Here is a 25,449-nt window from a genome sequence, read left to right as displayed (position 1 = left end):
CCGCCGCCCTGCCCCGCTAACCGTTGAAAAGTTCGTTGGCCAGTTCCAGCGCCGACACCAGCGCGTCAACCTCTTCCACCGTGTTGTAAAGCCCGAACGAGGCGCGGCACGTCGCCCCCACGCCCATATGCTCCATCAGCGGCATGGCGCAATGCGTTCCCGCTCGCACCGCGATGCCGCGCTTGTCGAGGATGGTGGATATGTCGTGCGCATGGGCCTGCCCTGCCAGCGTAAAGCTGAAGATGGCGCCCTTGCTCTCCGAATTTCCCTGCACGTTCAACCAGTTGAGTCCCGCAAGACGCGACCGCGCATAATCGCGCAGGCGGCGTTCATGGGCCGCGATGTTCTCCATCCCCAGCCCCATCATATAGTCCAGCGCCACACCCATCGCGGTCTGCGACACGATGCTCGGCGTTCCGGCCTCGAACTTCATCGGCGGGTCGTTCCATGTGATCGCCTCGCGCCCGACCTCGCGGATCATGTCGCCGCCGCCGATAAAGGGGCGCATCTCGGCCTGTCGTTCGGCCCGCACATAGACCGCCCCCGAACCCGAAGGCCCGTAAAGCTTGTGACCCGTGATCGCGTAAAAGTCGCAGCCGATCGCCTGCACATCCACCGGCATATGCACCGCCGCCTGCGACCCGTCGACCAGCACGGGCACGCCCTTATCCCGCGCGCCACGGCAGATTGCCGCCACATCGACGACCGTTCCCAGCACGTTCGACATATGCGTCACGGCCACCAGTCTGGTGCGCGGCCCGATGGCATCGATCACCGCCTGCGGGTCGAGATCACCCTTGGCGTCGCACTCCACCCATTTCAGCACCACGCCCTGCCGCTCGCGCAGAAAATGCCACGGCACGATATTGGCGTGGTGTTCCATGATCGACAGCACGATCTCGTCCCCGGCCTGCAACCGCGGCGCGGCCCAGGCGTAAGAGACAAGGTTGATCGCCTCGGTCGTGCCGGAATTGAAGATGATCTCGTCTTCCGATCCGGCATTCAGAAAGCGTTTCACGATCCCGCGCACGGCTTCGTATTTCTCGGTGGCAAGGTTCGACAGGTAGTGCAAACCGCGATGGACATTTGCATATTCCATCGAATAGGCCTGCGTCACCGCATCGATCACCACCTGCGGTTTCTGCGCCGAAGCCCCGTTGTCGAGGTAAACCAGCGGCTTGCCGTTCACCTGCCGCGACAGAATGGGAAAATCCTTGCGGACCTGTGCCACATCATACATCGCTCAGACTCCCATATAAGGGTAAAGCAGGGCCGACAGGACCAGAACCATGATCGCAAAGGTCACCAGAACCCCGCCCATGACCCGCCCCACCGACTGGAAGCCATGCGCCTCGGCCATGAAATAGGCCAGCAGCCACAGGAAGGCGAGGACCGAGGCGATCTCGAGCACCCCGCCCAGCATCGGCAGCGCCAGCATCAGAACCACCTGTGCGGCCGCCAGCACCAATTGCACGAACTGCAACCACGCCACCAGCACCGCCACATCTGACAGCCGCGCCCGCCCCCCGAACAGCCGCCCGACGCCAAGCGCGATCCCCGTCAGGATCACCATCCCGGCCCCGACCGTCATCGCCCAGAAGAACGGGCCCGGCGGTTCCATCACCGTTCCGTCCGGCCCGACCAGCGGCCCGATCGACGACAGCAGATGCATCAAAAGCGCCGACAGCACCACCATCAGCGCAAAGGCCGCCCAGCGTCCGTTCTCGCCCAGCGGCCAGCGCAGAATGCCTTGCGCCGCCTGACGCGGGGCCAGAAAACTCAGCTTCACAAGGGACCAGAGCAATTGCATCACCGCTCCGCCTCGACCAGCATGTTGATCCAGAGATAGAGAAATCCGATGCCGACACAGGCACCGACGGCCGTGGCCTGCACCCCCTGCCCCAGAAAACCCGCGACAAGCCCTTGCAGCAGCATCAGCGGCGTCACCGTCAGCAAGGACCAGAACAGCGCGAGCCTTGCGCCATACCAGCTTCCCTTGCCGCCAAACAGCCGTGCGACCAGATGGCTTGCCGTCGCCAGCGCGTAAAGGATCAGCGGCAACAGGAACAAGACCCCCATCATCGCCCCGCCCAGCCGCGCCTCGAAGGGCACTTCGGGGTTCAGGAACGCCTCGCGCCGCAGTCCGGGCCATTGCGCGACGAAGATCAGGAAGCACGCCCCCATCAGCACGGCAAAGGCACGGTCCTCGCGCGGGGCGGCTGCCAGCTTGTCACGCAAAACGCCTTTCGGGTGACGCCATGCCCTTACGATGTCAAGCGTGACGGGCATCTCAGTGATCGTGCCGTGCAAGCCAGCCTTCCAGCCGTGCGCGGATGTCTTCGGCAATCTCCTCGTCCTCGATCTCGGCAATCGCCTCGGCAAGGAAGGCCAGCACCAGCAAGCCCTGCGCGGCCCGCATCGGCACACCGCGCGACCGCAGGTAGAACAGCGCCGTCTCGTCGATCGCCCCGCTGGTCGACCCGTGCGAGCATTTCACGTCATCGGCATAGATTTCCAGCTCGGGCTTGGCAAGGAACTGGCTGTCCTCGTCCAGTAGCAGCGATTGGCTGATCTGGTAGCCGTCTGTCTTTTGCGCGCCCTGCTTCACAAGGATCTTGCCCTGGAACACGCCAACCGCGCCGTTCTTGAGCACCTTCTTGAACACCTGACGGCTTTCGCAACGCAAGCCCGCATGGGTCACAAAGACTGTATCGTCATGGTGGAACTGCCCGTCACCGACCGCGGCCCCGGCCACATGGGCAACCGCATCGTCACCCAGAAGCTCGATCACGGCCTCGTTGCGCGTCAGCACGCCATTGGCGGTCAGCGTAAAGGATTTGAACACAGCCGCCTCGGCCAGACGCGCAAAGACATGCGTCACCGCACGCCGCTCATGGTCGCGCCCTTGCGAGCGGATGTGGTGGAACCGCGCGCCCTTGGCAACATCGACTTCCATGACCTTGTTGAACCGCGCAGCCGCCGGCCCATTCTCGAGGATGGTCAGCTCGGCGCCTTCCTCGAGCTTCACGCAATGGTGCAGGATCGCGTCCGAAGTTTCGGAATTATGGACATAGATCAACGATACCGGCTTTGCCGCCTTGCCCGTCACACGGATCAGCAGACCATCGGTCGCAAAGGCCGAATTCAGCGCCGCCAGCGGGCGCTGCACCGGAACCTGCCCGCGCGCTTCCAGCACAGCGTAAAGACCGGCAGCCCAATGGATATCGCGCGCGCCCGCATCCGCCAGACGCTCGATCTCGACCCCTGCAAGTGCCAGATCGTCCGACTGCGCCGCGTCGAACACGCCATCGACAAAGACCAGTTTCACACGGTCGATCCCGTCGAACACCGGCGGTTCGTCATCGGCCGCAAACAGCGACGCTTTCGGCGCCACCGTCGCCTTAAGGCTTGCCGGGTCGGTATATCGCCAGTATTCGTCGCGCTTGCCCGGCAGACCCATCGCGCCCAACCGCTCGAGCGCGGCCCCCCGCGCGGCCCCCAGCCAGCCGCCCGCAACAAAGGACAGCCCCGCGATCCGCGCAGCCAGCGCGTCCTGCTTCGCTACGGCAAGAGCCATCAGACCCCCTCCGCCAGCAGGTCGGCATAGCCGTTATGCTCGACCTCGAGCGCCAGTTCCGGCCCGCCTGTCTTGATGATCCGGCCCGCCGCCATGATATGCACGACATCGGGTTTGATATGGTCCAGCAGACGCTGGTAGTGGGTGATCACCAGAAACGACCGCCCCTCGCTCCGCAGAGCGTTCACGCCTTCCGAAACCAGTTTCATCGCGTCGACGTCAAGGCCCGAATCCGTCTCGTCAAGAATGCACATGCGGGGTTCCAGCATGGCCATCTGCAAGATTTCGTTGCGCTTCTTCTCGCCGCCCGAGAACCCCACGTTGACGGGGCGCTTCAGCATCTCGGCATCGATCTTCAGCGTCTTGGCCTTTTCGCGCACGACCTTCAGGAACTCGCCCGCCGACATCTCTTCCTCGCCACGCGCCTTGCGCTGCGCGTTCACCGCCGTGCGCAGAAAGGTCATGTTGCCCACGCCCGGAATTTCCACCGGATACTGGAAGGCAAGGAACAGCCCCGCCGCCGCCCGCTCTTCGGGTTCCATGTCAAGAAGCTCTGCGCCCTCCAGCTTGGCCGAGCCTTCGGTCACCTCATACCCGTCGCGGCCCGAAAGCACATAGGACAGCGTCGACTTGCCCGACCCGTTCGGCCCCATGATCGCATGCACCTCGCCCGGCCCGATCGACAGGTTCACGCCCTTGAGGATCTGCTTATCCTCTTCCTGAAGCTTTACGTGCAGGTTCTTGATCTCAAGCATTTTTCTGTCCCGTCATATTCCGTGGCCCCAAGGGCCTTATCCCAGTCTGACCGCCGTGCCGCTGGCCGAAACCATCAGCATCTGTCCGATCACCTCATAGTCGAGGTCCACGCCCACGACCGCATTCGCGCCCTTGTCACGGGCCTTGGCTTCCATTTCCGACAGCGCGGTTTCGCGCGCCTCCGCCAGTTTCGCCTCATAGGCACCCGACCGGCCGCCGATGATGTCCGTCACGCTGGCGAACAGGTCGCGCACGATATTCGCCCCCATGATCGCCTCGCCCGTGACGATCCCGAGGTATTCCGCGATCTGGTAGCCCTCGACCGAAGGCGTCGTCGTCACGATCATCGGCTTGGTCCCCCGCATCTACCCGACAGAGCCCTCGAGGCTGATCGCCACAAGGCTTTGCGCTTCCATTGCAAATTCCATCGGCAGGGCTTGCAGCACTTCCTTGCAGAAGCCGTTCACCACCAGCGCCACGGCCTCTTCCTCGTCCATGCCACGGCTGCGGCAATAGAACAGCTGGTCCTCGTCAACCTTGGACGTGGTCGCCTCATGCTCGACGCGGGAAGAGTTGTTCTTCACCTCGATATAGGGAACCGTATGCGCCCCGCATTTGTCACCGATCAGCAGGCTGTCGCATTGCGTGTAATTGCGGCTGTTGGTGGCCTTGGGATGCATCGACACAAGCCCGCGATAGGTGTTCTGCGCCCGTCCGGCGCTGATCCCCTTTGATACGATCCGGCTTTTCGTGTTCTTGCCCAGATGGATCATCTTGGTGCCGGTATCGGCCTGCTGCGCATTGTTGGCGATGGCGATGGAATAGAATTCCCCCTGCGACTCATCCCCCCGCAAGATGCAGGACGGGTATTTCCAGGTGATGGCCGACCCGGTTTCCACCTGCGTCCACATCACCTTTGACCGGTGCCCGCGGCAATCGGCGCGCTTGGTGACAAAGTTGTAGATGCCCCCCACCCCGTTCTCGTCGCCCGGATACCAGTTCTGCACGGTGGAATACTTCACCTCGGCATCGTCGAGCAGCACGATCTCGACCACCGCGGCATGAAGCTGGTTGGTGTCGCGCTTGGGCGCGGTGCAACCCTCGAGATAAGAGACATAAGACCCCTTGTCCGCGATGATCAGCGTGCGCTCGAACTGACCCGTATTCTCGGCATTGATGCGGAAATAGGTGGAAAGCTCCATCGGGCAGCGCACGCCCTCGGGGATGTAGACAAAGGACCCGTCGGAAAAGACAGCCGAGTTCAGCGTGGCGAAAAAGTTGTCCGACTGCGGCACGACCGAGCCGAGATATTTCTTCACCAGTTCCGGATGCTCGCGCACCGCTTCGCTGATCGAACAGAAAATCACCCCCGCCTTGGCCAGTTCCGCCTTGAAGGTGGTCCCGACCGAGACCGAGTCGAACACCGCGTCGACCGCAACCTTGCGCTCGCCCGCGTTCTCCGCCCCTTCCACACCCGCAAGGATCAACTGCTCCTTCAGCGGAATCCCCAGCTTGGCATAGGTCGCCAGCAACTTGGGGTCGACGTCATCCAGCGACTTCGGCTTGACCGACATGCTCTTCGGCTTGGCGTAGTAATACTGGTCCTGATAGTCGATCTCGGGGTAATGCAGCATCGCCCATTTCGGCTCTTCCATCTGCAACCAGCGCCGATAGGCCGCCAGACGCCACTCCAGCATCCACTCCGGCTCGCCGTTCTTGTCCGAGATCAGCCGGACGATATCTTCCGACAGGCCCTTGGGCGCGTATTCGGTCTCGATATCCGTTTCCCAGCCGTATTTGTACTTGCCGGCCATCGCCTGCACGGTCTCGATGGTCTCGCGGTCCACGCCGTCGCGGACTTCGGTTTCCTCAAGCACAGCTTCTGTGGCAAGCTCGGTCATCATCGTCTCCATCGGGCGAAACGCCCCTGTCTTGTCAGGCAGCCCGTGCAAGGGCCTTGCGGTATTGCGCCAGCCAAACATCGGCAAAGCGCTCCACCTCGTCCTTCGTCGTCTCCGGCCCAAGCGAGATGCGGATCGCCTGCGCGGCCAGCCCCTCGTCGAAACCCATCGCCTTCAGCACCCGGCTCGCCCGCACCTTGCCGCTGGAACAGGCCGATCCCGCCGAAACCGCGAAACCGGCAAGGTCCATCGCCATCACCTGCGTCTCGCCTTTCCAACCCGGCGCGATCAGGCAAAGGGTGTTCGGCAAACGGGGTCCGCCTTTTCCGACTGAAATAGTATTGTTTGTGCCAGAGGACAACGCCGTTTCTAGAATATTTCTAAACTCGCCCACGCGATCCCAGACCCCGGCCTCCAGATCACGCTGTGCCGCCTCGGCCGCGGCACCCATTCCGGCGATGCCGATGATGTTCTCGGTTCCCGCGCGGCGGCCCATTTCCTGCCCGCCGCCCGTCAGCAGCGCCGGCACCTCGAATCCGTCGCGGACGATCAGCGCGCCGACGCCTTTCGGGCCACCGAACTTGTGCGCGGACACGATGGCCATCTCGGCCCCGCTCCATGCAAAAGAGAACGGCACCTTGCCCACCGCCTGCACGATGTCGAGCATCACCGCCCCCTCATGCGCGGGGGCCTCGGTGATCACGCCCGTCTCGTTATTGGCATATCCCCAGCCCAGAACCGCCTGCCCCCCGCCCTCGCGGGCCTGGCTCCACAGGCAGTCATGCGCCGTCGCATCCACCCTGACCGAAGCAAATCCGCGCAGCACGGCCGCGGCTTCCGTGGCGCAGCTGGTAAAGACCACCTCGGCCGGTTTGCAGCCCACGGCCACCGCCACCTGCGCCCTTGCCCGCTCGACCAGCGCCCGCGCCGCCCGCCCCTCGGCATGCACCGAGGACGGGTTGCCACCCAGATCCATCGCCGCGATCATCGCCGCCCGCGCCTCGGGGCGCAGCGGTGTGGTCGCGTTCCAGTCGAGGTAGATGCGCTGTGTCATGCCGCTTCCTCTTGCCCGAAATATCCTCGGGGGGAGTCAGGCCCCGCCTGACGGGGGGCAGACAGCCCCCCCGATTTTTTGCAGAAAAATCGCCGCCCCTCAGACATCGTCGACCACGCGGAACAGGGCGGGCACGGCGGGGCAAGGCGTCATCGAGTTGCCGATCACATCCGAAAGCCGCGTCTGGTGCAGAAAGACATAGACCTGCGCCGACAACCCCTCCCACAGCCGGTTGGTCAGGCTTTGCGCCCTTGTCCCCGACACCCCGCCCGAGACCCCTGCCCCCGTGTGCAGCGCGTCGACCGTCTCCTCGACCGCCTCCATCACATCCGAGATGCGGATCGCGTCGGCGCTCTTTGCCAGCTTGTATCCGCCCCCCGGCCCGCGCACGGCTTCCACCAACCCGGCCCGGCGCAGCTTGACGAACAGTTGTTCCAGATAGGGCAAGCTGATGTCCTGCCGCTTGGCGACCGCCGCCAGCGACACAAGGTCATCGCCCTTGGCCAGCGCCAGATCCGCCAGCGCCACCATCGCGTAACGCCCTTTGGTCGAGAGTTTCATGCCCAGCACCCCGCAAAAACATTGACGCCAAGGCATCGGCCCATTACCTGAAACCGACCCCGTGGGGCAGCGCGATCCGTGCGCCCTTTGGAATGGTTCTAAATTACCCTAGCGATTTCGTCAACAAATCGCTCAAAGACAGGCGCGACACAATGCCCGAAGTCATTTTCGCCGGTCCCGAAGGCCGTCTCGAAGGCCGTTACCATCCGCAAAAGGACCGTGACGCGCCGATTGCCATCGTGCTCCACCCCCACCCGCAATATGGCGGGACGATGAACAACAAGGTTGTCTACAACCTGCATTACGCCTTCTATAATCTCGGCTTCACCGTCTTGCGCTTCAACTTCCGCGGCGTCGGACGGTCGCAGGGCGAATACGATCAGGGCATCGGCGAACTGTCCGATGCGGCCTCGGCGCTCGACTATCTGCAATCGATGAACCAGAACGCCAAGCATTGCTGGGTGGCAGGGTTCTCGTTCGGTGCGTGGATCGGCATGCAGCTTCTGATGCGCCGCCCCGAGATCACGGGTTTCATCTCGGTGGCGCCTCCGGCCAACATGTATGACTTCTCCTTCCTCGCCCCCTGCCCCTCGTCGGGTCTTATCATCAACGGCACCGCCGACCGCGTGGCACCGCCCAAGGATACCAAGACCCTCGTCGGCAAGCTGCACGAGCAGAAGGGTATCACCATCACCCATACCGAGATCGAGGGCGCGGACCACTTCTTCAAGGACGAAGAGGCGCATATGAAGCCGATGATCGATACGGTCTCGGATTACGTGCGCCGCCGGCTGGGCGAAGGGTCGCGTTAAGATGGGCGTCGTCGAAGACCTTGCCGACGGTCTTGCCCGCGACGTCCTCGCCGCGCAGGTCGAACTCGACGACGACCGGTTCTACGAAAAGGTCTCGAAGGTGCTGGGCGATCTGTCGCCCACCACGCAAGAGGCCTTCATGACCGCAATCCGCGTCCGCCTTGCCGAACGGCGCGGGCGCGAATTCCTGGAACGGACGCTCCGCGCCAAGCGGGGTGACGGCGTGGCCCCCGTGGCTCCACGCGGCCCCGACAGCGGCCACTGATGGCTCCCCCGCCCGATGACCGCCTGACCGCCCAGTTCGCCTTTCTGAACGAGGCGGACCGCCTGAAATCCGTGCTTCGCGCAACGACGCTCTGCGATGGCTCGCGCCCCGAGAATTCGGGCGAGCACAGTTGGCACCTTGCGCTTTACGCGATGGTGCTTGCCGATCAGGCCGGTCCCGGTGTGCGGATCGACCGCGTGATCCGCATGCTGCTCATCCACGATCTTGTCGAAATCGACGTGGGCGATGTGCCGATCCATTCCAAGGGCGGCGCGGCCCATGCCAGCGCCGAGACGCAAGCCGCCGAACAACGCGCCGCCGACCGCATCTTCGGCCTGCTGCCCCCCGACCTCGGCGCCGATTTCCGCGCCCTCTGGGACGAATTCGAAGCCGCCGAAACGCCCGACGCGGTTTTCGCCAAATCCCTCGACCGCGTGCAGCCCGTCATGGCGAACCTGCAATCGGGCGGCGGGACCTGGGTCACCTACAACGTCACCGCCGAGCAGCTTGAAACCCGCGTCGGCGCGAAAGTCGCCCGCGGCGCGCCGCGGCTTTGGGATTGGGTGAAGGCGCGCACGCGCGTCTATTTCGGCTGAGCGCCCCGCGACATTTCGCTTCGGTATGCCGTTGCATACAACGCTTCCCAAGCCGCCACTTTTCCACTATAGCGGCGGCAATCGAATCCAACACCGAAAGGGCAGACCATGACCAAGATCAAGGTGGCAAACCCCGTCGTCGAACTCGACGGCGACGAGATGACCCGGATCATCTGGGACTTCATCAAGCAAAAGCTCATCCTGCCCTATCTCGACATCGACCTGAAATACTACGACCTCGGGATCGAAGAGCGCGACCGCACCAACGACCAGATCACCATCGACGCCGCCAATGCGATCAAGCAATACGGCGTGGGCGTCAAATGCGCGACCATCACCCCCGACGAACAGCGGGTCGAGGAATTCAACCTCAAGCAAATGTGGAAATCGCCCAACGGCACCATCCGCAACATCCTTGGCGGCGTGATCTTCCGCGAACCGATCATCTGCAAGAACGTGCCGCGCCTCGTTCCGGGCTGGACCCAGCCCATCGTCGTCGGCCGCCACGCCTTTGGCGACCAGTACAAGGCCACCGATTTCCGCTTCCCCGGCGCGGGCAAGCTTACCATGAAATTCGTGGGCGACGACGGCACCGTGATCGAGAAAGAGGTCTATCAGGCCCCCTCGGCGGGCGTCTACATGGGCATGTACAACCTTGACGACTCGATCCACGATTTCGCCCGTTCGTCGATGAACTACGGCCTGCTCAAGGGCTGGCCCGTCTACCTGTCGACCAAGAACACCATCCTCAAGGCCTATGACGGCCGCTTCAAGGACATCTTCGCCAAGGTCTATGCCGAAGAATTCGAAGAGCAGTTCAAGGCCAAGGGCATCCATTACGAACACCGCCTGATCGATGACATGGTGGCCTCGGCGATGAAATGGTCGGGCGGCTATGTCTGGGCCTGCAAGAACTATGACGGCGACGTGCAGTCCGACACCGTGGCCCAGGGCTTCGGCTCGCTTGGCCTGATGACAAGCGTGCTGATGACGCCCGATGGCAAGATCGTCGAGGCCGAAGCCGCCCACGGCACCGTGACGCGCCATTACCGCGAACACCAGAAGGGCAAGGCGACCTCGACCAACTCCATCGCCTCGATCTTCGCCTGGACCGGTGGCCTGAAGCACCGCGCCAAACTCGACAGCAACGACCAGCTGATGCGCTTTGCCACCACGCTGGAAAAGGTCACCGTCGACACGGTCGAGGATGGCTGGATGACCAAGGACCTCGCGCTGCTCGTCGGGCCCGACCAGAAATGGCTGACCACCATCGGCTATCTGGAAAAGGTCGACGAATACCTGAACAAGGCCCTCGCCGGCTGAACGCAAAAAAGGCCGGAGCGGAAGCTCCGGCCTTTCGCATTTCCCCCCGGGTGGATTTGCCGGTTTCCCGATTCAGGCGGCTTACCACCGCACCGGCCGCATCGGGGCCTCGGGCAAGGGGGATCCGCGCGGCGGCAGGCCGATGTCGCGGCGCATATGGTCGGACAGCAGCTCCAACTCTTCGGCGGCACTGCGCCGCGCAGTCAGCAGCGCCAGCAGCGATGCCCAGAAGACGCGCGCCGCGCCATGCTCGTCGATCACCAGATGCAGCGGTGTTTTCACGGTATTGATCATGTTTTCCTCCGGTCGGTGGAACACACCTGACCGGCCTCTCTGTTTGGGTTTGGGTGGAATCGTCCCGTCAGGGCCAAAGGGCGACGTTCAGGACAGGGTCAGGAAAATGCCCGCTGGGGGCGGCGAAGCGTCAGACGGCGGTGCCGCTGCAAGCTCGCTCGGCCAAGGCAATCCCGAACGACGGCGCGTTACAAATCGAATCCATTGCGCCCTCCTTCCTTTGATTGCAGGCTTTGCACGCTTAGCGCGAGTGGGCCGGCCCTGTAAACCACCCGCCCCACGCCGGACCGGCGCTGCGATCTTTCCGCCACAGCCGCCCGTGCTGCCCACTGGCGGCGCGCCCGCCGCTCGGCTACACCGCGCCCATGACCGACCCGAAAACCCATAGCCTGATCGAGGATGCCCAGGGCCTCGCCTTCGGCGCGACGATGGCGGCCTTTGGCATCACCATCCTGACCCATCTTGGCCTGATCACCGGCCAGACGGCGGGGCTGGCCGTGCTGCTGTCCTATGCCACGGGCCAATCCTTCGGGCTGGTGTTCTTTCTGGTCAACATCCCCTTCTACTGGTTCGGTTACCGCCGCCTCGGGCTTGCCTTTACCGTCAAGACCGCGCTTTCCGTGGCGATGCTGTCGGTCCTGTCGCATTTCATGCCCGGCTGGATCGGTTTCGACCACCTGAACCCGGCCTTCGGAGCGGTGCTTTTCGGCTTCGTCTCGGGGGCGGCACTTCTGGCGATCTTTCGTCACGGTGCCTCGCTTGGCGGGATCGGGATCCTCGCGCTTTACCTGCAAGACCGCACCGGCTTTCGCGCGGGCAAGACGCAGCTTCTGTTCGACGCCGCCCTTTTCGCCATCGCCGCGACCTTCCTGCCGTGGCAGACCGTGGGCTGGTCCTTCCTTGGCGCGGCGGTCGTCAACCTTGTGATCGCCATCAACCACCGCCGCGACCGCTACGTCGCCACCTGACCTTTCGCAGCCGCAGCAAGGTTTCTCTGGCCTTTCCGGCCAATCCAAGCTATGGCCCGCGCCGAACCATATAGATTGAAAGAGACCTCCCCGATGGAGCTTCGCAACATCGCCATCATCGCCCACGTCGACCATGGCAAGACCACCCTCGTGGACGAACTCCTGAAACAGTCCGGGTCCTTCCGTGACAATCAGGCCGTTTCGGAACGTGCGATGGACAGCAACGACATCGAACGCGAGCGTGGGATCACGATCCTTGCGAAATGCACGAGCGTCGAACACAACGGCATGCGCATCAACATCGTCGACACCCCCGGCCACGCCGATTTCGGTGGCGAGGTCGAGCGTATCCTGAACATGGTCGACGGGGTCTGCCTGCTGGTCGACGCCGCCGAAGGCCCGATGCCGCAGACGAAATTCGTGACCTCCAAGGCGCTCGCCCTTGGCCTGCGCCCCATCGTGGTGCTGAACAAGGTCGACAAGCCCGATGCCGAACCCGACCGCGCCCTGAACGAGGTGTTCGATCTTTTCGCAAACCTCGGCGCGACCGATGAGCAGCTCGATTTCCCGCATCTCTACGCTTCGGGCCGGTCCGGCTGGGCCGATGAATCGCTTGACGGTCCGCGCAAGAACCTCGACGCGCTCTTCGATCTGATCGTGCGCCACGTTCCCGCACCCAAGCAGGTCGCCAAGGCCGCCGAACCCTTCCGCATGCTTGCGACCACGCTGTCGGCCGACCCGTTCATCGGCCGCATCCTTACGGGCCGCGTCGAATCCGGCACGCTGAAGGTGGGCGAGCAGATCAAGGCCATCACCCGCACCGGCGAGCGGATCGAACAGTTCCGCGTGACCAAGGTTCTTGCCTTCCGTGGCCTGAACCAGACCGCCATCGACGAGGCACAGGCCGGCGATATCGTCACCATCGCGGGCATGACCAAGGCCACCGTGGCCGATACGCTTTGCGCGCTGGATCAGGATATCCCCCTGCCCGCCCAGCCGATCGACCCGCCGACCATCACCGTCACCTTCGGCATCAACGACAGCCCGCTTGCGGGCCGTGACGGATCGAAGGTGCAGTCCCGCGTCATCCGTGACCGGCTGATGAAGGAATCCGAAGTCAACGTCGCGATCAAGGTCGCCGACACCCCCGGCGGCGAAGCCTTTGAAGTGTCGGGCCGGGGCGAACTCCAGATGGGCGTTCTGATCGAGAACATGCGCCGCGAAGGGTTCGAGCTGTCCATCAGCCGCCCCCGCGTGATCATGAAGGAAGAGAACGGCGTCCGCATGGAACCGGTCGAGGAAGTGATCGTCGACGTCGATGACGAATACTCGGGCGCGGTCATCGACAAGCTGACCGGCGAACGCAAGGGCGATCTGGTCGAGATGAAACCCGCAGGCGTGGGCAAGACCCGCATCGTGGCGCATGTCCCCTCGCGCGGGCTGATCGGCTATCATGGCCAGTTCCTGACCGACACGCGCGGCACCGGCGTTCTCAACCGCATCTTCCACGGCTGGGTCCCCCACAAGGGCCCGATCCAGGGCCGCCGTCAGGGCGTTCTCATCAGCATGGAGAACGGTGTTTCGGTCGCCTATGCGCTGTGGAACCTTGAAGACCGTGGCCGCATGTTCATCGGCCCGCAGGAAAACGTCTACGAGGGCATGATCATCGGCGAACACAGCCGTGACAACGACCTCGAGGTGAACCCCCTCAAGGGCAAGAAACTCACCAACGTGCGCGCCTCCGGCACCGACGAAGCCGTGCGCCTGACGCCGCATATCAAGATGTCGCTTGAAGAGGCCATCGCCTATATCGACGACGACGAACTGGTCGAGGTGACGCCCAAGATCATCCGCATCCGCAAGCGCGTGCTTGATCCGCACGAGCGCAAGCGTTCGGCAAAGGCCTCTTAACCGGCCCGACGATCTGCGGGCGCGTGATTGCGAAAGTGATTGCGCGCCCAGCGGAAGAAACCGGCGATCTGCGGCTCTTCGGCCCGCGCCGCATCCGCGATCATCCACACTTCCGAAGGCGCGGGCCGTGGCCCGTCGATCGGCAGCAGGCGCGCGTCCGTCTCGGCCAGCGCGACCGGCAGCAGCGCGATGCCCATGCCGGCGGCGCATCCCTCGATCATCGCCGTGGGAGCGCCCGTCATAAGGGCTATGACGCCGCCCTGACGCCCCAGCCAGCGATAGGCCGTGGTCTCGGCCAAAGCCCCCGATGCCCGGATGACCGACTGCCCTTCAAGCGAGGCGAGACGCCCGCGAATGCGGTTCGACGCCACATAGGACGGCGCGGCGTAAAGCCCCCATTCGACCCGCCCGATGGATTGGCCGACACAATGCTCGGGCACGGCCGGCATGACACCCACCAGCACGTCATAGACCGCCAGCGCAGGCACATCCTCGATCACATGCATCTCGGCAGGCGTCTCGGCCCGCCCCGACCAGACCGGAAGCGCCTGTGACAGGAACAACCGCGCAGCCGACTCGCACGTTGCAATGCGCAGGGGCGGCGGCGCATCGGTCAGGCGCAGGCGCAAACGGTCGTAGACCGCGCGCATCTCGGTCGCCGCTGCCACCATGTCGCGCCCGCGCGCGTTCGGCGTCATCCGCCCCGTTTCGTCGCGCAAAAAAACCGGCTGTCCCGTCGCCTCGATCGCGGCAAGCCGTCGTGACATCGTCGACTGGCTGACCCCCGCCGCCCGCGCCGCCGCCGACAGCGTGCCTGCCTCGGTGATCAGCAGAATATCGCGTAAGTCGTTCCAGTCGGGGAAAGCAGCCATCAGACGTAACCTCGGAAATTTCGATGCACCGGAAAAACAGCGAAACTCGTGAGGGCACTTGCCGTGTGGTAACACGGATTTGAATGTCAGCTAACCTTAACTATTGTTACCAAATCGTCAACAGAAGGCCGCGCCGCCGTTGCGGGCAAAGAAAAACGGCCCCGCAAGACGCAGAGCCGTTCCACCAGACGGGCCGAAACCGTCAGCCGATTTCTTCGACAACCATCAGATCGCGCACCGAAGCGCCCTTGGCATGGGCCAACGCGGCCTGATACTCGGCCGAATTGTAGCAGGCCACCGCCGCCTCGAGGCTGGGGAAACGCGCCACGACATTGCGCGCGCGGTCATTGCCCTCAAGCTGGACGTAGCGCCCGCCACGGGCCAGAAACACCCCCCCATGCGCGGCTATGGCCGGACCGGCGCCCGCGGCATATTTGCCGTAGGCATCGGCGTCGGTCACATGCACATGGGCAATCCAAAGTGCTGTCGGCATCTCTCAACCCTCCAGCACGGCTTCGGCGGCCTTGATAGCGGCCTCGGCCCCCGCGATGTCGGCCCCGCCGGCTTGCGCCATGTCGGGACGCCCGCCGCCACCCTTGCCGCCCAAAGCCTCGGCCGCCGCCTTGACCAGCGACACGGCGCTGATGCGCCCCGTCAGGTCAGCCGTCACCCCTGCGGCGACGGCAGGCTTGGCCCCCGTATCCGCGATCAGCAGAACCGCGCCCGATCCGAGCCGCGCCTTCATCTCGTCGATCAGCGCGGGCAGATCCTTGCCAGACACGCCCGTCAGCACCTGCGCGATGAACTTCACGCCGCCGATCTCCTTGGCGTCCGGCCCTGCGGCCTTGCCGCCCATGGCGACCTCGCGCCGCAATTGCGCAACCTCGTTCTGCAGCGCGCGGCGTTCCTCGGCCAGCGCCTTGACACGATCGACCACTTCCGCAGCCGAAGCCTTCAACACCGCCGCCACATCGGCAAGCCGCGCATCCTGCATCCGCAGATGGTCCAGCGCCGCCTGCCCCGTCAGCGCCTCGATCCGCCGCACCCCTGCCGACGAGGCACTTTCCGCCAAAAGCACGAAAGCCCCGATGTCGCCCGTCCGCGCCACATGCGTCCCGCCGCAAAGCTCGAGGCTATAGGTCCGCCCGTCGGCACCCTTGCCCGATCCGTCAAGCGCCCCCATCGACACGACGCGCACCTCGTCGCCGTATTTCTCGCCGAACAGCGCCTGCGCGCCAAGCGCCCGCGCATCGTCGGGCGTCATGATCCGCGTCTCGACCGGCGTGTTCTGCCGGACGTATTCGTTGACCTCGGCCTCGACCGTCGCGATCTCATGCGCCGACATCCCCGCCGAATGGCTGAAGTCAAAGCGCAGCCGATCCGGCGCGTTCAACGACCCGCGCTGTGCCACATGCTCGCCAAGCGCGCGCCGCAGCGCCTCGTGCAACAGGTGGGTGGCCGAATGGTTGGCACGGATCGCCCCGCGCCGCTTGTGTTCGACCTCAAGCTTGGCGGGCTGCCCCTTGACGATCTTGCCTTCCACGACTTCGGCCACATGGATGAACACACCGGCCGATTTCTTGGTGTCGGTCACATGGGCCAGCCCCGTCGCCGTGCGGATATAGCCCGCATCGCCGACCTGACCGCCCGACTCGCCATAGAAAGGCGTCTGGTTGACAACGATCTGCACCGCCGACCCTGTCGCCGCATCGGCCACTTCGCCGCCGTCGCGCACCAGCGCGTTCACGACGCCCTCGGCGGTTTCGGTGTCATAGCCAAGGAACTCGGTCGCCCCATGCGCTTCGGCCAGTTCGAACCAGATCTTGGCGTCCTTCGCCTCGCCCGTGCCCGACCATGCGGCGCGCGCCTTGGTCTTTTGCTCGGCCATCGCGGCATCGAATCCGGTCACGTCGACAGCACGACCCTTTTCGCGCAGCGCGTCCTGCGTCAGGTCAAGCGGGAAGCCATAGGTGTCATACAGCTTGAAAGCCGCGGCCCCGGGCAGATCGGCGCCTTCGGGAATGCGCGCCAATTCATCGTCGAGCAGCTTCAGGCCGCGATCCAGCGTCTGCTTGAACTTGGTCTCTTCCAGCTTCAGCGTCTCTTCGATCAGCGATTGCGCCCGCGCAAGCTCCGGATAGGCCGCGCCCATCTGACGGACAAGCGCCGGCACAAGGCGGAACATCACCGGATCCTGCGCGCCAAGGATATGCGCGTGGCGCATCGCCCGCCGCATGATCCGCCGCAGCACATAGCCGCGCCCTTCGTTCGACGGCATGACACCATCGGCGATCAGGAAGCTCGTCGAACGCAGATGGTCCGCGATCACGCGGTGATGCACCTTGCCGGGGCCATCGGGATCATTGCTCGTGGCATGGGCGCTGGCCTCGATCAGGCTGCGCATCAGGTCGGTGTCGTAATTGTCATGCTTGCCCTGAAGCAGCGCGCCGATCCGCTCGAGCCCCATGCCGGTGTCGATCGACTGCATGTCGAGAGGGCGCATCGTCCCGTCGGCGAACTGCTCGTTCTGCATGAAGACGTTGTTCCAGATCTCGATGAAACGGTCGCCGTCCTCGTCATTCGATCCCGGAGGGCCGCCCCAGATATGGTCGCCGTGGTCGTAGAAAATCTCGGTGCAGGGCCCGCAGGGACCGGTCGGCCCCATGCGCCAGAAATTGTCATCCGTCGGAATGCGGATGATGCGTGCGTCGTCAAGGCCCGCCACCTTTTTCCAGATGCCCGCCGCCTCGTCATCGGTATGGTAGACGGTGACGCACAGCTTTTTCGGATCGATGCCGAAATCCTTGGTCAGCAACTCCCAGGAAAAGGCGATGGCTTCGGCCTTGAAGTAATCGCCGAAGCTGAAATTCCCGAGCATTTCAAAGAAGGTATGGTGCCGCGCCGTATAGCCCACATTGTCGAGGTCATTGTGCTTGCCACCCGCCCGCACGCATTTCTGCGCGGTGGTCGCCCGCTTGTAATCCCGCGTCTCTACCCCGGTGAAGCAATTCTTGAACTGCACCATGCCGGAATTGGCGAACATCAGCGTCGGGTCGTTGCGCGGCACAAGCGGCGACGACTCGACAACGCGGTGCCCGTTGCGCTGGAAAAAATCGAGGAAGGTAGAGCGGATATCGTTCAGCGACGCCATGCTCGGAATGCCCTTTCAAAAGGCGGAAAGCCGGTTTTCGGCCCCTCAATTAGCCCCGCCTTACGCCTCTGTCCACCGCTTGGGGCGCATGGGCAGAAAAAAGGCCGGAACCAATGGGTTCCGGCCTGCTTTTTGACCCTTCGGTCAGCGATTACATGTCGACGACATCCGGCTCGTCGCCCGTATCGGCCATCATGAAATCCAGCCCGTTGGCGGCGCGGATCTTGTCCTCGATCTCCTGTGCCATGCCGGGGTTCTGCTTGAGGAACAGTTTCGCATTCTCGCGCCCCTGCCCGATCCGCTCGTCACCATAGGAATACCAGGACCCCGACTTCTCGACCACGCCGGCCTTGACGCCGATATCGACCAATTCCCCCGTCTTCGAGATGCCTTCGCCATACATGATGTCGAATTCCACCTGCTTGAAGGGCGGTGCGACCTTGTTCTTGACGACCTTCACGCGGGTCGTGTTGCCCACCACATCGTCCTTTTCCTTGATCGCGCCGATGCGGCGGATGTCCAGACGGACCGAGGCGTAGAATTTCAGCGCGTTGCCACCCGTCGTCGTTTCCGGGCTGCCGAACATCACGCCGATCTTCATGCGGATCTGGTTGATGAAGATCACCATGCAGTTGCTGCGGCCGATGCTGGCCGTCAGCTTGCGCATCGCCTGGCTCATCAGACGGGCCTGCGCGCCGACCTGCGCGTCGCCCATGTCGCCCTCGATCTCGGATTTCGGCGTAAGCGCCGCGACCGAGTCGACCACGATAAGGCTGACCGCCCCCGACCGCACCAGCGTATCGACGATCTCCAGCGCCTGTTCGCCCGTGTCGGGCTGCGAAATCAGCAGCTCGTCAAGGTTCACGCCAAGTTTCTTGGCGTATTGCGGGTCAAGCGCGTGTTCGGCGTCGACAAAGGCGCAGACGCCGCCCTTCTTCTGTTCCTCGGCCACGACATGCAGCGTCAGCGTGGTCTTGCCCGAGGATTCCGGCCCGTAAATCTCGATGATCCGGCCCTTGGGCAGGCCACCGATTCCCAGCGCGATATCGAGTCCCAGCGATCCGGTCGAGGTCGCCTCGACATCCATGATGGGGTTGTTTTCCCCAAGACGCATGATCGAGCCCTTGCCGAACTGCCGTTCAATCTGCGCCAGTGCGCTTTCCAGCGCCTTCGTCTTGTCCATTTCGCGCTTTCCGTTCAAATCGAGGAGTGTCGCTGTCGACATGTTCCGTCTCCCTATATTTCACAGCCGCGATCTGGCGGCAATTCCTGCGCTTGTTCCCCAAGTGTTCTCATACTTATGAGCACAAAACAGGAACATGGCAAATGGTTTCTCGCCTGTTCAGCATGGAATCGATTGGTTAAGGCTTGGTTTAAGCCGCAGCGCCCGTTTATGTAGGGCGCTGATGAATTACGGGTGCCGTGTCATGCTGGTTTTCTGGGAACAACGTCTCGCCATTCTCGCCACGCCCAAGACAGGCTCGACGGCCATCGAATCCGCGCTCGAGCCGCTGGCCACGATGGCGATCCTGCGGCCTCCGGTGCTGAAGCATACGCCCGTGCAGCGCTACCACCGCTTCATCGGCCCCTATCTCGAGGTGACCTCGGGCAAGCCCTTTACGGTCGTCGCCCTTATGCGCGAGCCGCGCGACTGGCTCGGTTCGTGGTTCCGCTATCGCCAGCGCGACGACGGTGTCGAGGCGTCGAAAAGCACCGCAGGCAAGACCTTCGACCAGTTCGTGACCGCGTGGTGCGACGATCCGCAACCCGAATTCGCGGCTGTCGGCAGTCAGGCGAAATTCCTGCAACCAAAGGCGGAAAAGGGTGTCGACCATCTGTTCCGCTACGAAGAGATCGACAGTTTCGTCCATTTTCTCGAAGACAGGCTCGGCTGCGAAATCGTGCTGCCGCGCCTCAACGTCTCGCCCCCCGGCGCGCTCGACCTCTCGCCCGCGACCGAGGCGCGGTTGCGCAAGGCCGCCGCCCGCGACTTTGCGCTTTACGAAACGCTCAGCGCCTCGGAGATCTGAGCTTTGCCACCCGCAATCCGCTCGGACACCAGATCGCCCAGATCCGCCAGCGTGAATGGCTTGGCCAGAAACACCGAATTCGGCACCTTGCCTTGCGAGGCCGAGGGGCTGTCGGCGGCATAGCCCGACATGAACACTACCGGCAAACCCGGACGTTTCCGCAGGGCCTGCCCCACCCATGACGGCCCGTCCAACCCCGGCAGGACAAGATCGCTCAGCAAAAGATCGACGCAAAGCCCCGCGTTTTCCAGAACCGCAAGCGCCTCTTCCCCGCTGCCAGCCTCAAGCACGGTCAGGCCGCGCAGGCGCAGGGCGCGGGCGGCAAAGGCGCGGACGGGCGCCTCGTCCTCGACCAGCAGAACCACGCCCTCGACAGGTGCGCGCGCACGGCTCCTTGCGGGTGCGGGCTTCGCGCGCGGCGCCTCCTCGCGCAGGGCGGGAAACCACAGCTGGAATTCCGTCCCTTCTCCGGGGACCGATTCAACAAAGACATAGCCGCCCGATTGCTTGACGATGCCATAGACGGTCGACAGGCCAAGCCCCGTCCCCTCTCCCGCCCGCTTGGTGGTGAAGAAGGGTTCGAAGATCTTGTCCAGATGTTCGGCCGCAATGCCCGTGCCGGTGTCGCGGATGCGGATCGTGGCATAGCGGCCCGCAGGCACCGTCACGCTGTCGCGCGGCATCGGGGCTGCCAGATCGGCGACATCGGTGGTGATCCGCAGCACCCCGCCCAAGGGCATCGCATCGCGGGCATTCACCGCCAGATTGGTCACCACCTGTTCGAATTGCTGCCGGTCGGCACGGATCGCGACGCCGACGGCGACGTGATGCAGGTCAAGCGTCACAGACCCGCCGAGCAGACGGTTCAACAGATGCGAAACCTCGCCCAGCACCTCGGTCAGGTCGATGCGTTCGGGCACCAGCGTCTGCTTGCGCGAAAAGGCCAGCAACTGCCGCACCAAAGCCGCGGCACGGCGCGCGTTCTGCTGGATCTGGTCCAGATCGGCATGGTCAAGGTCGCCGGGCGCGTGGCGCATCAGCAGCAATTCGCAATGCCCGTTGATCGCGGTCAGAAGATTGTTGAAATCATGCGCCACGCCTCCGGCCAATTGTCCGATGGCTTGCATCTTCTGGCTTTGCGTGAACTGCACCTCGAGCCGCTTCATGGCGGTGGCATCCTGCAACACGCCCAGCACCTCGCCCTCGCCCAGCGGTTCCAGCGCAAGCTGCACGAAACTGTCCGGATCACGCCCCGCCCCGCGCAGGCGCAACACCTCGGCCCCGCCCGGATGCCGCCCGCCCGCCACCTCGGCGATCCAGTCGGCCACGGGCCTGCCCAGATCCTCGAACAGCTCATGCACCGGCGGCAAGGCCCCGTCGCGCAAGCCGATCATCCGCCGCGCGGCAGCATTTGCGGCAACAAGGCCCCCTTCGTCATCCAGCCGCAACAAGGGCACGGGAAGCGAGTCGAAATCGATCACGCGGCGCGGCGGGGCGGGCGCGCGCCGTGACCAGCGCCGCAGGCTGCGGGCCGCCTGCACGCCCTTTGTGCGCAGCGCATAGACCAGCCCGCCCGAAGCCATCGCGCCAAGCGCCATCAGCAGCAGTGTCAGCCCCCGTTCCGCAGGCGCGGCCAGCACAAGCAAGACCAGCAGGCACAGAAGCACCAGCGCCATGCACCGCCGCCGCCAGCCTGTCTGCCCCCCGCTGAACGCCATCTCGCCCCCAAAGACTTTTCCACCCTTTGGCGGGGAAATCTTAACAGGGGGTTAAGGCGTGGCCGTCTTGCGCAGCACGGCGCAAAAGAATCCGTCTCCGCCTTCAAGCGGCGTAAAGCGGCGCTCGGCTTCAAGGGTGAAATCCGCATGTTCCGCAAGGAAGGCCCGCACTTGCGCGCCGTTCTCGGACTCGATCAGCGAACAGGTCGCATAGCCCAGCACGCCGCCCGGCCTGACCAACCGCGCCGCCTGCCCCAGAATCGCGGCCTGCATCGCGGTCAGCGCCGCCAGCCGTTCGGGCGTCAGCGCCCATTTCCCTTGCGGATCGCGCCGCCAACTGCCCGACCCCGAACAGGGCACATCCGTCAGCACAAGGTCATAGGGCGCGGCGGCATCGGGCTTGCCAAGGAGTTTCACCGAAACGCCCGCCCGCTTGGCCCGCGCCCCGAGGTCCGTCATCCGCCGCGCTTCCGCATCATGCGCATGCATCTGCAACCGCGCCCGCGCCGCCATCGCCAGCGTCTTGCCCCCGCCACCCGCGCAATAGTCGAGCACCCGCAGCCCATCGCGCAGGGGCATCATCTCGACCACCGCCTGCGAGGCCGCATCCTGCAATTCGACCAACCCCTCGGCATAGGCGGCCGAGGCCTGCACCTTGCGCCCCCCCTCGACCACTTCGATCGCACTCGCGGCAAGCGGATGGGCCTGACCGACGATCCCTTCATCCGCCAAGGCGGCAATCGCCTTGTCACGGGTCGTGCGCGCAAGGTTCGCGCGCAGGAACAGCGGCGCGCGATGCCGCATCGCCTGCATCACGGCCGCGAAATCCGCGCCAAGGCTTGCCTGCAAAGGCGCGGCCAGCCAGTCGGGACAATCCAGCGCCTCAAGCCCCTCGGGGATGCGCCCTGCCTTGGCGGGCTGCGCGGGGGCGTGCCCCTCGCCCGAGAACAGCGCCTCTTGCCCGCTTTCACGCGCCCAGCCCAGCACAAGGCCATAGCCGTCCCCGTCCCCGCCCCGCGCGGCGAATGACCGCCGGCACCGCAACGCCGCATAGACGATGTCGCGCACCGCCGCCCTGTCGCCCGACCCGGCATAGCGGCTTGCGCGGCCCCAGTTCGTCAAGGCGACCTCGGCGACCTGTCCGTCCAATATACGGTCAAGCACCCCGATGGCCGCTGCGGCCCGCGCGGCCGGAGTCATGCCTTGCGCTCCTGAAGGATATTGCCGCCATCCACCACCAGCACCGCCCCGTTCACGTAAGAGGCCCCGTCCGATGCAAGAAAGGCCACGACCGCCGCCACCTCCTCGGGGCGTCCGGCCCGGCCGGGGGGCGTGGCGCGCGCGGCACGCCGCTCGGCTTCGGTCAGCGCCTCGGTCCCGATCCATCCGGGGGCCACGGCATTCACCGTCACACCCCGCGCGGCAACTTCCAGCGCCAGCGCATGGGTCAGCCCGACCATACCCGCCTTGGCCGTGGAATAGGCCGCCTCGCCGATGTTGCTGACCATCGGCCCCGTGACCGAGGACATCATCACCACCCGCCCCCAACCGCGCGCCACCATGCCCGGCAGGAAAGCGCGGGTGACAAGGACGGCCGTGGTCAGCGAAGCATCCATCGCGCGCCGCCACTGGTCGGGATCGATGTCGAGAAAGGCCACCTGCTCGGCGGGCGCGCCGACCGATCCCATGCCCGCATTGTTCACCAGAACATCGACCGGCCCCACTTCGGACAGCAACCGCCCGACCTGCTCTGCCTCGGTCAGATCGGCGACATGCGCCGTGACCTTATATCCTTCGGCGATCAGTTCCGCCGCCCGCGCATGGATCCGCCCCGTGGTCGCGGTGATGGCAAGCGCATGGCCCGCCGCCCCCAAGGCCCGCGCCGTGGCAAGGCCGATGCCGCCCGCCGCCCCTGCCCCCGTGATCAATGCCTTGCGCTGCATACGGCCTCCTGTTTGCCGCGAAACCTACCCTGCCCGTCCGGCAGATGCCAGCGCAGGCGGCCCGTGTTCTCGCGTTGCCCAAGGCCCCACCCGCAACCGCCCGGAACAGCCGCCCCCTTGCCGCGCCGCGCGTGTCTGTGGCCGCAAATCCGCCCCGACCATGCCGCCCCACCGCCCCGTCCTGCAAAATCCGCCAAGACATCGGGCGTTCCTTGGGGAACAGCGCCGCAATTTTGGGCAGGTCATAAACCTTAAGCGCGCAACCCCTGCGGCACCGGAGGATAGGATGACCCTGCAACTCGTCTCGATGAACCGTGAAATCGCGCTGCGCCTCAGCGGTCCGGGCGGGCTTTACAACCTTGGCAACGGGCTTGGTCTGATGGGAGGTCTTGCGCTGCACATCTCGGCGGCGATGGCGGTTCAGGGCGCGGGCCTCACCAACGGGGCCTTTGCCATCCTCGACTATCTGGCAGGCAGTCTCGGGGCGACCGCCATCACCCTTGCCATGCTGGTGTTCTTCTGGAGTGGCGAGCGCTATCACCGCGCATGGTCCAAGGGCGCCCCGCCCGATGCGCGGCTGAACCGGACCGGAGACCTGTCCTCGGGCTATGGCGCGCTGCTTCTCGGGTTGGGGCTGTTGCTTCTCGGGCAGCCGGTTCTGGCCGCGACCTCGGGGCTGATGCATGCGGCGGGCAAGTTCGGCAGCGCGCTGCCGCCGCAGGTTCAGGCGCGGCTGCCCTTTGGTCCGCGCGCCTTTCGGCTGATCGTGGTCGCAAGCCGTGGTCCGGCGCTGGTCGCGGTCCTGCTTCAGGCTCAGGCCGCGCTTGCCACGGGTGGCGGCCAAGCGTTGGCTGCCAGCGCGCTGCTGGTGCTGTGCTACATGCTCTGGCTCAGGGCCGATCTGGCGCTCTTGCGCGCCTGACCGCGGGCGGGCCGCCACATGCGCCGTCTCAGGCGTAAAGCGGCTCGCTCTTCTGGCGTTCGGACCAGTGCTTGCCGCCCTTGTTGTATTCCATGCCGACACGCTGGATCCAGTCCTGCCAGCACAGTTGGGCGCGGATGGGATAGGGCTGTTCCATGCCCTCGCGTCTTGCCAATCGTGTGAACACCCCGCCGCCGGTGATCCAGGGGATGCTGTCCTCGGCCGACCGCGCCGCGACCTTTTCAAGCGCAAAGGCAAGCGTCGCGTTGATGAACCCGTTGTCCGCCTCGGCTCCGAAGAAACTGTTCGAATAGAAACCCGTCGTATCCGGCTTTTGCGGAATCGGCCAATGCTCGGCGATGAACAGCTTTTCCTGCAAGGGAAGCTGCCCCCGCAGGTCGATGCGCGGGCGGTTCTTCACATCCGACCAGATGCCGCCCAGACGGGCGATGATGGCAAGCCGCATGATATCGGCCTTCATCGCATTCAGACGACAGGCGCGGATCAGCTCGATGGTGCGCCTGCCCTCTGCGTCGTCCATCAGTTCCTCGAAATCCGCCCAGCTCCAGCAGCGGATCGCGCAGTCAGACGCGTGGTGGTGCCAGCGAAAGATCTGGTCGCGCACCTCGTCGGGGATGGGGTCCTCCATCCGCGCGGCTTCCTTGGTCATCCAGATGAAGTGGATCACATTCGGGATCATCGGCAGCCTCCCTGTCCGGCACGCGTGGCACGGGCGTCGCGCCCCCCACCGGCTTCGCGCCCCATGCGTTCCACCCGAAGATGGCAGCCCTTGGG

Annotated in this window: 26 protein-coding genes; 8 read left to right on the top strand and 18 right to left on the bottom strand. The window is 64.6% G+C overall.

Annotated elements, in window-relative coordinates:
• Positions 1-16: 16 nt before the first annotated feature.
• From H7F16_RS08455 to iscR, 9 genes are all read right to left on the bottom strand, one after another.
• Entirely contained in the window at positions 17-1,240 is a 1,224-nt protein-coding gene (locus H7F16_RS08455; protein ID WP_185797127.1) for a cysteine desulfurase, read from the bottom strand.
• Positions 1,241-1,243: 3 nt separating this feature from the next.
• Positions 1,244-1,810 (bottom strand): Yip1 family protein, encoded by a 567-nt coding sequence (locus tag H7F16_RS08450; protein ID WP_185797126.1) that lies wholly within the window; start codon positions 1,808-1,810, stop codon positions 1,244-1,246.
• The gene (locus tag H7F16_RS08445) at positions 1,810-2,289 is read right to left on the bottom strand and encodes a YIP1 family protein (RefSeq protein WP_185797125.1); all 480 of its coding nucleotides are present in this window, start codon (positions 2,287-2,289) and stop codon (positions 1,810-1,812) included. Before H7F16_RS08445 ends, H7F16_RS08450 begins: the two co-directional genes overlap by 1 nt.
• Before the next feature lies 1 nt (position 2,290).
• Positions 2,291-3,577: a Fe-S cluster assembly protein SufD gene (sufD, locus tag H7F16_RS08440; protein WP_185797124.1), complete on the bottom strand. Its 1,287-nt coding sequence runs from the start codon at positions 3,575-3,577 to the stop codon at positions 2,291-2,293.
• Positions 3,577-4,332, bottom strand: coding sequence for a Fe-S cluster assembly ATPase SufC (gene sufC / locus H7F16_RS08435; protein ID WP_185797123.1), 756 nt, complete (start codon positions 4,330-4,332; stop codon positions 3,577-3,579). Before sufC ends, sufD begins: the two co-directional genes overlap by 1 nt.
• Positions 4,333-4,368: 36 nt before the next feature.
• Positions 4,369-4,680 (bottom strand): YbjQ family protein, encoded by a 312-nt coding sequence (locus H7F16_RS08430; RefSeq protein ID WP_185797551.1) that lies wholly within the window; start codon positions 4,678-4,680, stop codon positions 4,369-4,371.
• Between the two features lie 18 nt (positions 4,681-4,698).
• Positions 4,699-6,237 (bottom strand): Fe-S cluster assembly protein SufB, encoded by a 1,539-nt coding sequence (gene sufB, locus H7F16_RS08425; RefSeq protein WP_241741385.1) that lies wholly within the window; start codon positions 6,235-6,237, stop codon positions 4,699-4,701.
• Between the two features lie 31 nt (positions 6,238-6,268).
• The gene (locus H7F16_RS08420) at positions 6,269-7,288 is read right to left on the bottom strand and encodes a cysteine desulfurase family protein (RefSeq protein ID WP_185797122.1); all 1,020 of its coding nucleotides are present in this window, start codon (positions 7,286-7,288) and stop codon (positions 6,269-6,271) included.
• Positions 7,289-7,387: 99 nt separating this feature from the next.
• On the bottom strand, positions 7,388-7,849 hold the full coding sequence (gene iscR, locus H7F16_RS08415; RefSeq protein ID WP_185797121.1) for a Fe-S cluster assembly transcriptional regulator IscR: 462 nt from the start codon (positions 7,847-7,849) through the stop codon (positions 7,388-7,390).
• 152 nt (positions 7,850-8,001) lie between these two features.
• Here iscR and H7F16_RS08410 point away from each other — a divergent pair, with 152 nt between their 5' ends.
• The 4 genes from H7F16_RS08410 to H7F16_RS08395 all read left to right on the top strand — a co-directional run bounded on the left by H7F16_RS08410 (position 8,002) and on the right by H7F16_RS08395 (position 10,845).
• Positions 8,002-8,661: an alpha/beta hydrolase gene (locus tag H7F16_RS08410; protein ID WP_185797120.1), complete on the top strand. Its 660-nt coding sequence runs from the start codon at positions 8,002-8,004 to the stop codon at positions 8,659-8,661.
• Between the two features lies 1 nt (position 8,662).
• Positions 8,663-8,926 carry a hypothetical protein gene (locus H7F16_RS08405; RefSeq protein WP_185797119.1) on the top strand — a complete coding sequence of 88 codons (264 nt, stop codon included), beginning with the start codon at positions 8,663-8,665 and terminating at the stop codon, positions 8,924-8,926.
• Positions 8,926-9,522, top strand: coding sequence for an HD domain-containing protein (locus H7F16_RS08400; RefSeq protein ID WP_185797118.1), 597 nt, complete (start codon positions 8,926-8,928; stop codon positions 9,520-9,522). Before H7F16_RS08405 ends, H7F16_RS08400 begins: the two co-directional genes overlap by 1 nt.
• Positions 9,523-9,630: 108 nt before the next feature.
• Positions 9,631-10,845, top strand: a complete 1,215-nt coding sequence (locus H7F16_RS08395; RefSeq protein ID WP_185797117.1) for an NADP-dependent isocitrate dehydrogenase — start codon at positions 9,631-9,633, stop codon at positions 10,843-10,845.
• Between the two features lie 81 nt (positions 10,846-10,926).
• Here H7F16_RS08395 and H7F16_RS08390 read toward each other — a convergent pair whose 3' ends face one another.
• Positions 10,927-11,139 carry a hypothetical protein gene (locus tag H7F16_RS08390; RefSeq protein WP_185797116.1) on the bottom strand — a complete coding sequence of 71 codons (213 nt, stop codon included), beginning with the start codon at positions 11,137-11,139 and terminating at the stop codon, positions 10,927-10,929.
• A 365-nt stretch (positions 11,140-11,504) separates the two neighbouring features.
• Between H7F16_RS08390 and H7F16_RS08385 the strand changes: the two genes are divergently transcribed.
• On the top strand, positions 11,505-12,107 hold the full coding sequence (locus H7F16_RS08385) for a YitT family protein (RefSeq protein ID WP_185797115.1): 603 nt from the start codon (positions 11,505-11,507) through the stop codon (positions 12,105-12,107).
• Between the two features lie 93 nt (positions 12,108-12,200).
• On the top strand, positions 12,201-14,018 hold the full coding sequence (gene typA / locus H7F16_RS08380; RefSeq protein WP_185797114.1) for a translational GTPase TypA: 1,818 nt from the start codon (positions 12,201-12,203) through the stop codon (positions 14,016-14,018).
• Here the strand turns inward: typA and H7F16_RS08375 are convergent.
• The 4 genes from H7F16_RS08375 to recA all read right to left on the bottom strand — a co-directional run bounded on the left by H7F16_RS08375 (position 14,015) and on the right by recA (position 19,266).
• Positions 14,015-14,890: a LysR family transcriptional regulator gene (locus H7F16_RS08375; RefSeq protein WP_185797113.1), complete on the bottom strand. Its 876-nt coding sequence runs from the start codon at positions 14,888-14,890 to the stop codon at positions 14,015-14,017. The two genes, typA and H7F16_RS08375, sit on opposite strands and share 4 nt — an antisense overlap.
• Before the next feature lie 202 nt (positions 14,891-15,092).
• Entirely contained in the window at positions 15,093-15,383 is a 291-nt protein-coding gene (locus H7F16_RS08370; protein WP_185797112.1) for a DUF1330 domain-containing protein, read from the bottom strand.
• 3 nt (positions 15,384-15,386) lie between these two features.
• Positions 15,387-18,041 (bottom strand): alanine--tRNA ligase, encoded by a 2,655-nt coding sequence (gene alaS / locus H7F16_RS08365; protein ID WP_185797111.1) that lies wholly within the window; start codon positions 18,039-18,041, stop codon positions 15,387-15,389.
• Positions 18,042-18,192: 151 nt separating this feature from the next.
• A complete protein-coding gene (gene recA, locus H7F16_RS08360) occupies positions 18,193-19,266 on the bottom strand; it encodes a recombinase RecA (protein WP_185797110.1) in 1,074 nt (357 codons plus the stop codon).
• Positions 19,267-19,468: 202 nt separating this feature from the next.
• On the opposite strand from recA, the gene H7F16_RS08355 reads away from it, so the two are divergent.
• Positions 19,469-20,071: a hypothetical protein gene (locus tag H7F16_RS08355; RefSeq protein WP_185797109.1), complete on the top strand. Its 603-nt coding sequence runs from the start codon at positions 19,469-19,471 to the stop codon at positions 20,069-20,071.
• On the opposite strand, the gene H7F16_RS08350 is transcribed toward H7F16_RS08355, so the two are convergent.
• The 3 genes from H7F16_RS08350 to H7F16_RS08340 form a co-directional block, all read right to left on the bottom strand.
• On the bottom strand, positions 20,041-21,747 hold the full coding sequence (locus tag H7F16_RS08350; RefSeq protein WP_338401983.1) for an ATP-binding response regulator: 1,707 nt from the start codon (positions 21,745-21,747) through the stop codon (positions 20,041-20,043). The two genes, H7F16_RS08355 and H7F16_RS08350, sit on opposite strands and share 31 nt — an antisense overlap.
• Before the next feature lie 93 nt (positions 21,748-21,840).
• Positions 21,841-22,989 (bottom strand): RsmB/NOP family class I SAM-dependent RNA methyltransferase, encoded by a 1,149-nt coding sequence (locus H7F16_RS08345; RefSeq protein WP_185797107.1) that lies wholly within the window; start codon positions 22,987-22,989, stop codon positions 21,841-21,843.
• On the bottom strand, positions 22,986-23,732 hold the full coding sequence (locus H7F16_RS08340; RefSeq protein ID WP_185797106.1) for an SDR family NAD(P)-dependent oxidoreductase: 747 nt from the start codon (positions 23,730-23,732) through the stop codon (positions 22,986-22,988). The genes H7F16_RS08345 and H7F16_RS08340 overlap by 4 nt, the downstream gene beginning before the upstream one ends.
• A 286-nt stretch (positions 23,733-24,018) precedes the next feature.
• Between H7F16_RS08340 and H7F16_RS08335 the strand changes: the two genes are divergently transcribed.
• Positions 24,019-24,654, top strand: a complete 636-nt coding sequence (locus H7F16_RS08335; protein ID WP_185797105.1) for a hypothetical protein — start codon at positions 24,019-24,021, stop codon at positions 24,652-24,654.
• 28 nt (positions 24,655-24,682) lie between these two features.
• Here the strand turns inward: H7F16_RS08335 and H7F16_RS08330 are convergent, their stop codons facing one another.
• Positions 24,683-25,354, bottom strand: a complete 672-nt coding sequence (locus tag H7F16_RS08330) for a glycosyltransferase family 32 protein (RefSeq protein ID WP_185797104.1) — start codon at positions 25,352-25,354, stop codon at positions 24,683-24,685.
• Positions 25,355-25,449 lie beyond the last annotated feature (95 nt).

It is taken from the genome of Paragemmobacter straminiformis, assembly GCF_014243445.1.
In the GTDB taxonomy this organism is placed as follows: domain Bacteria; phylum Pseudomonadota; class Alphaproteobacteria; order Rhodobacterales; family Rhodobacteraceae; genus Paragemmobacter; species Paragemmobacter straminiformis.
Note: the sequence above shows the minus strand (reverse complement) of the source record. Positions and strands in the feature narration are given on the sequence as shown.

Coding starts and splice junctions, on each gene's coding strand:
- H7F16_RS08395 (WP_185797117.1), top strand. CDS start 9,631: ATGACCAAGATCAAGGTGGCAAACCCCGTCGTCGAACTCGACGGCGAC.
- H7F16_RS08455 (WP_185797127.1), bottom strand. CDS start 1,240: ATGTATGATGTGGCACAGGTCCGCAAGGATTTTCCCATTCTGTCGCGG.
- sufD (WP_185797124.1), bottom strand. CDS start 3,577: ATGGCTCTTGCCGTAGCGAAGCAGGACGCGCTGGCTGCGCGGATCGCG.
- H7F16_RS08385 (WP_185797115.1), top strand. CDS start 11,505: ATGACCGACCCGAAAACCCATAGCCTGATCGAGGATGCCCAGGGCCTC.
- H7F16_RS08405 (WP_185797119.1), top strand. CDS start 8,663: ATGGGCGTCGTCGAAGACCTTGCCGACGGTCTTGCCCGCGACGTCCTC.
- H7F16_RS08370 (WP_185797112.1), bottom strand. CDS start 15,383: ATGCCGACAGCACTTTGGATTGCCCATGTGCATGTGACCGACGCCGAT.
- H7F16_RS08330 (WP_185797104.1), bottom strand. CDS start 25,354: ATGATCCCGAATGTGATCCACTTCATCTGGATGACCAAGGAAGCCGCG.
- H7F16_RS08420 (WP_185797122.1), bottom strand. CDS start 7,288: ATGACACAGCGCATCTACCTCGACTGGAACGCGACCACACCGCTGCGC.
- typA (WP_185797114.1), top strand. CDS start 12,201: ATGGAGCTTCGCAACATCGCCATCATCGCCCACGTCGACCATGGCAAG.
- recA (WP_185797110.1), bottom strand. CDS start 19,266: ATGTCGACAGCGACACTCCTCGATTTGAACGGAAAGCGCGAAATGGAC.
- H7F16_RS08345 (WP_185797107.1), bottom strand. CDS start 22,989: ATGACTCCGGCCGCGCGGGCCGCAGCGGCCATCGGGGTGCTTGACCGT.
- alaS (WP_185797111.1), bottom strand. CDS start 18,041: ATGGCGTCGCTGAACGATATCCGCTCTACCTTCCTCGATTTTTTCCAG.
- H7F16_RS08375 (WP_185797113.1), bottom strand. CDS start 14,890: ATGGCTGCTTTCCCCGACTGGAACGACTTACGCGATATTCTGCTGATC.
- H7F16_RS08390 (WP_185797116.1), bottom strand. CDS start 11,139: ATGATCAATACCGTGAAAACACCGCTGCATCTGGTGATCGACGAGCAT.
- H7F16_RS08430 (WP_185797551.1), bottom strand. CDS start 4,680: ATGATCGTGACGACGACGCCTTCGGTCGAGGGCTACCAGATCGCGGAA.
- H7F16_RS08340 (WP_185797106.1), bottom strand. CDS start 23,732: ATGCAGCGCAAGGCATTGATCACGGGGGCAGGGGCGGCGGGCGGCATC.
- H7F16_RS08350 (WP_338401983.1), bottom strand. CDS start 21,747: ATGGCGCTGGTGCTTCTGTGCCTGCTGGTCTTGCTTGTGCTGGCCGCG.
- sufC (WP_185797123.1), bottom strand. CDS start 4,332: ATGCTTGAGATCAAGAACCTGCACGTAAAGCTTCAGGAAGAGGATAAG.
- sufB (WP_241741385.1), bottom strand. CDS start 6,237: ATGATGACCGAGCTTGCCACAGAAGCTGTGCTTGAGGAAACCGAAGTC.
- H7F16_RS08410 (WP_185797120.1), top strand. CDS start 8,002: ATGCCCGAAGTCATTTTCGCCGGTCCCGAAGGCCGTCTCGAAGGCCGT.
- H7F16_RS08445 (WP_185797125.1), bottom strand. CDS start 2,289: ATGCCCGTCACGCTTGACATCGTAAGGGCATGGCGTCACCCGAAAGGC.
- iscR (WP_185797121.1), bottom strand. CDS start 7,849: ATGAAACTCTCGACCAAAGGGCGTTACGCGATGGTGGCGCTGGCGGAT.
- H7F16_RS08450 (WP_185797126.1), bottom strand. CDS start 1,810: ATGCAATTGCTCTGGTCCCTTGTGAAGCTGAGTTTTCTGGCCCCGCGT.
- H7F16_RS08400 (WP_185797118.1), top strand. CDS start 8,926: ATGGCTCCCCCGCCCGATGACCGCCTGACCGCCCAGTTCGCCTTTCTG.
- H7F16_RS08335 (WP_185797105.1), top strand. CDS start 24,019: ATGACCCTGCAACTCGTCTCGATGAACCGTGAAATCGCGCTGCGCCTC.
- H7F16_RS08355 (WP_185797109.1), top strand. CDS start 19,469: ATGCTGGTTTTCTGGGAACAACGTCTCGCCATTCTCGCCACGCCCAAG.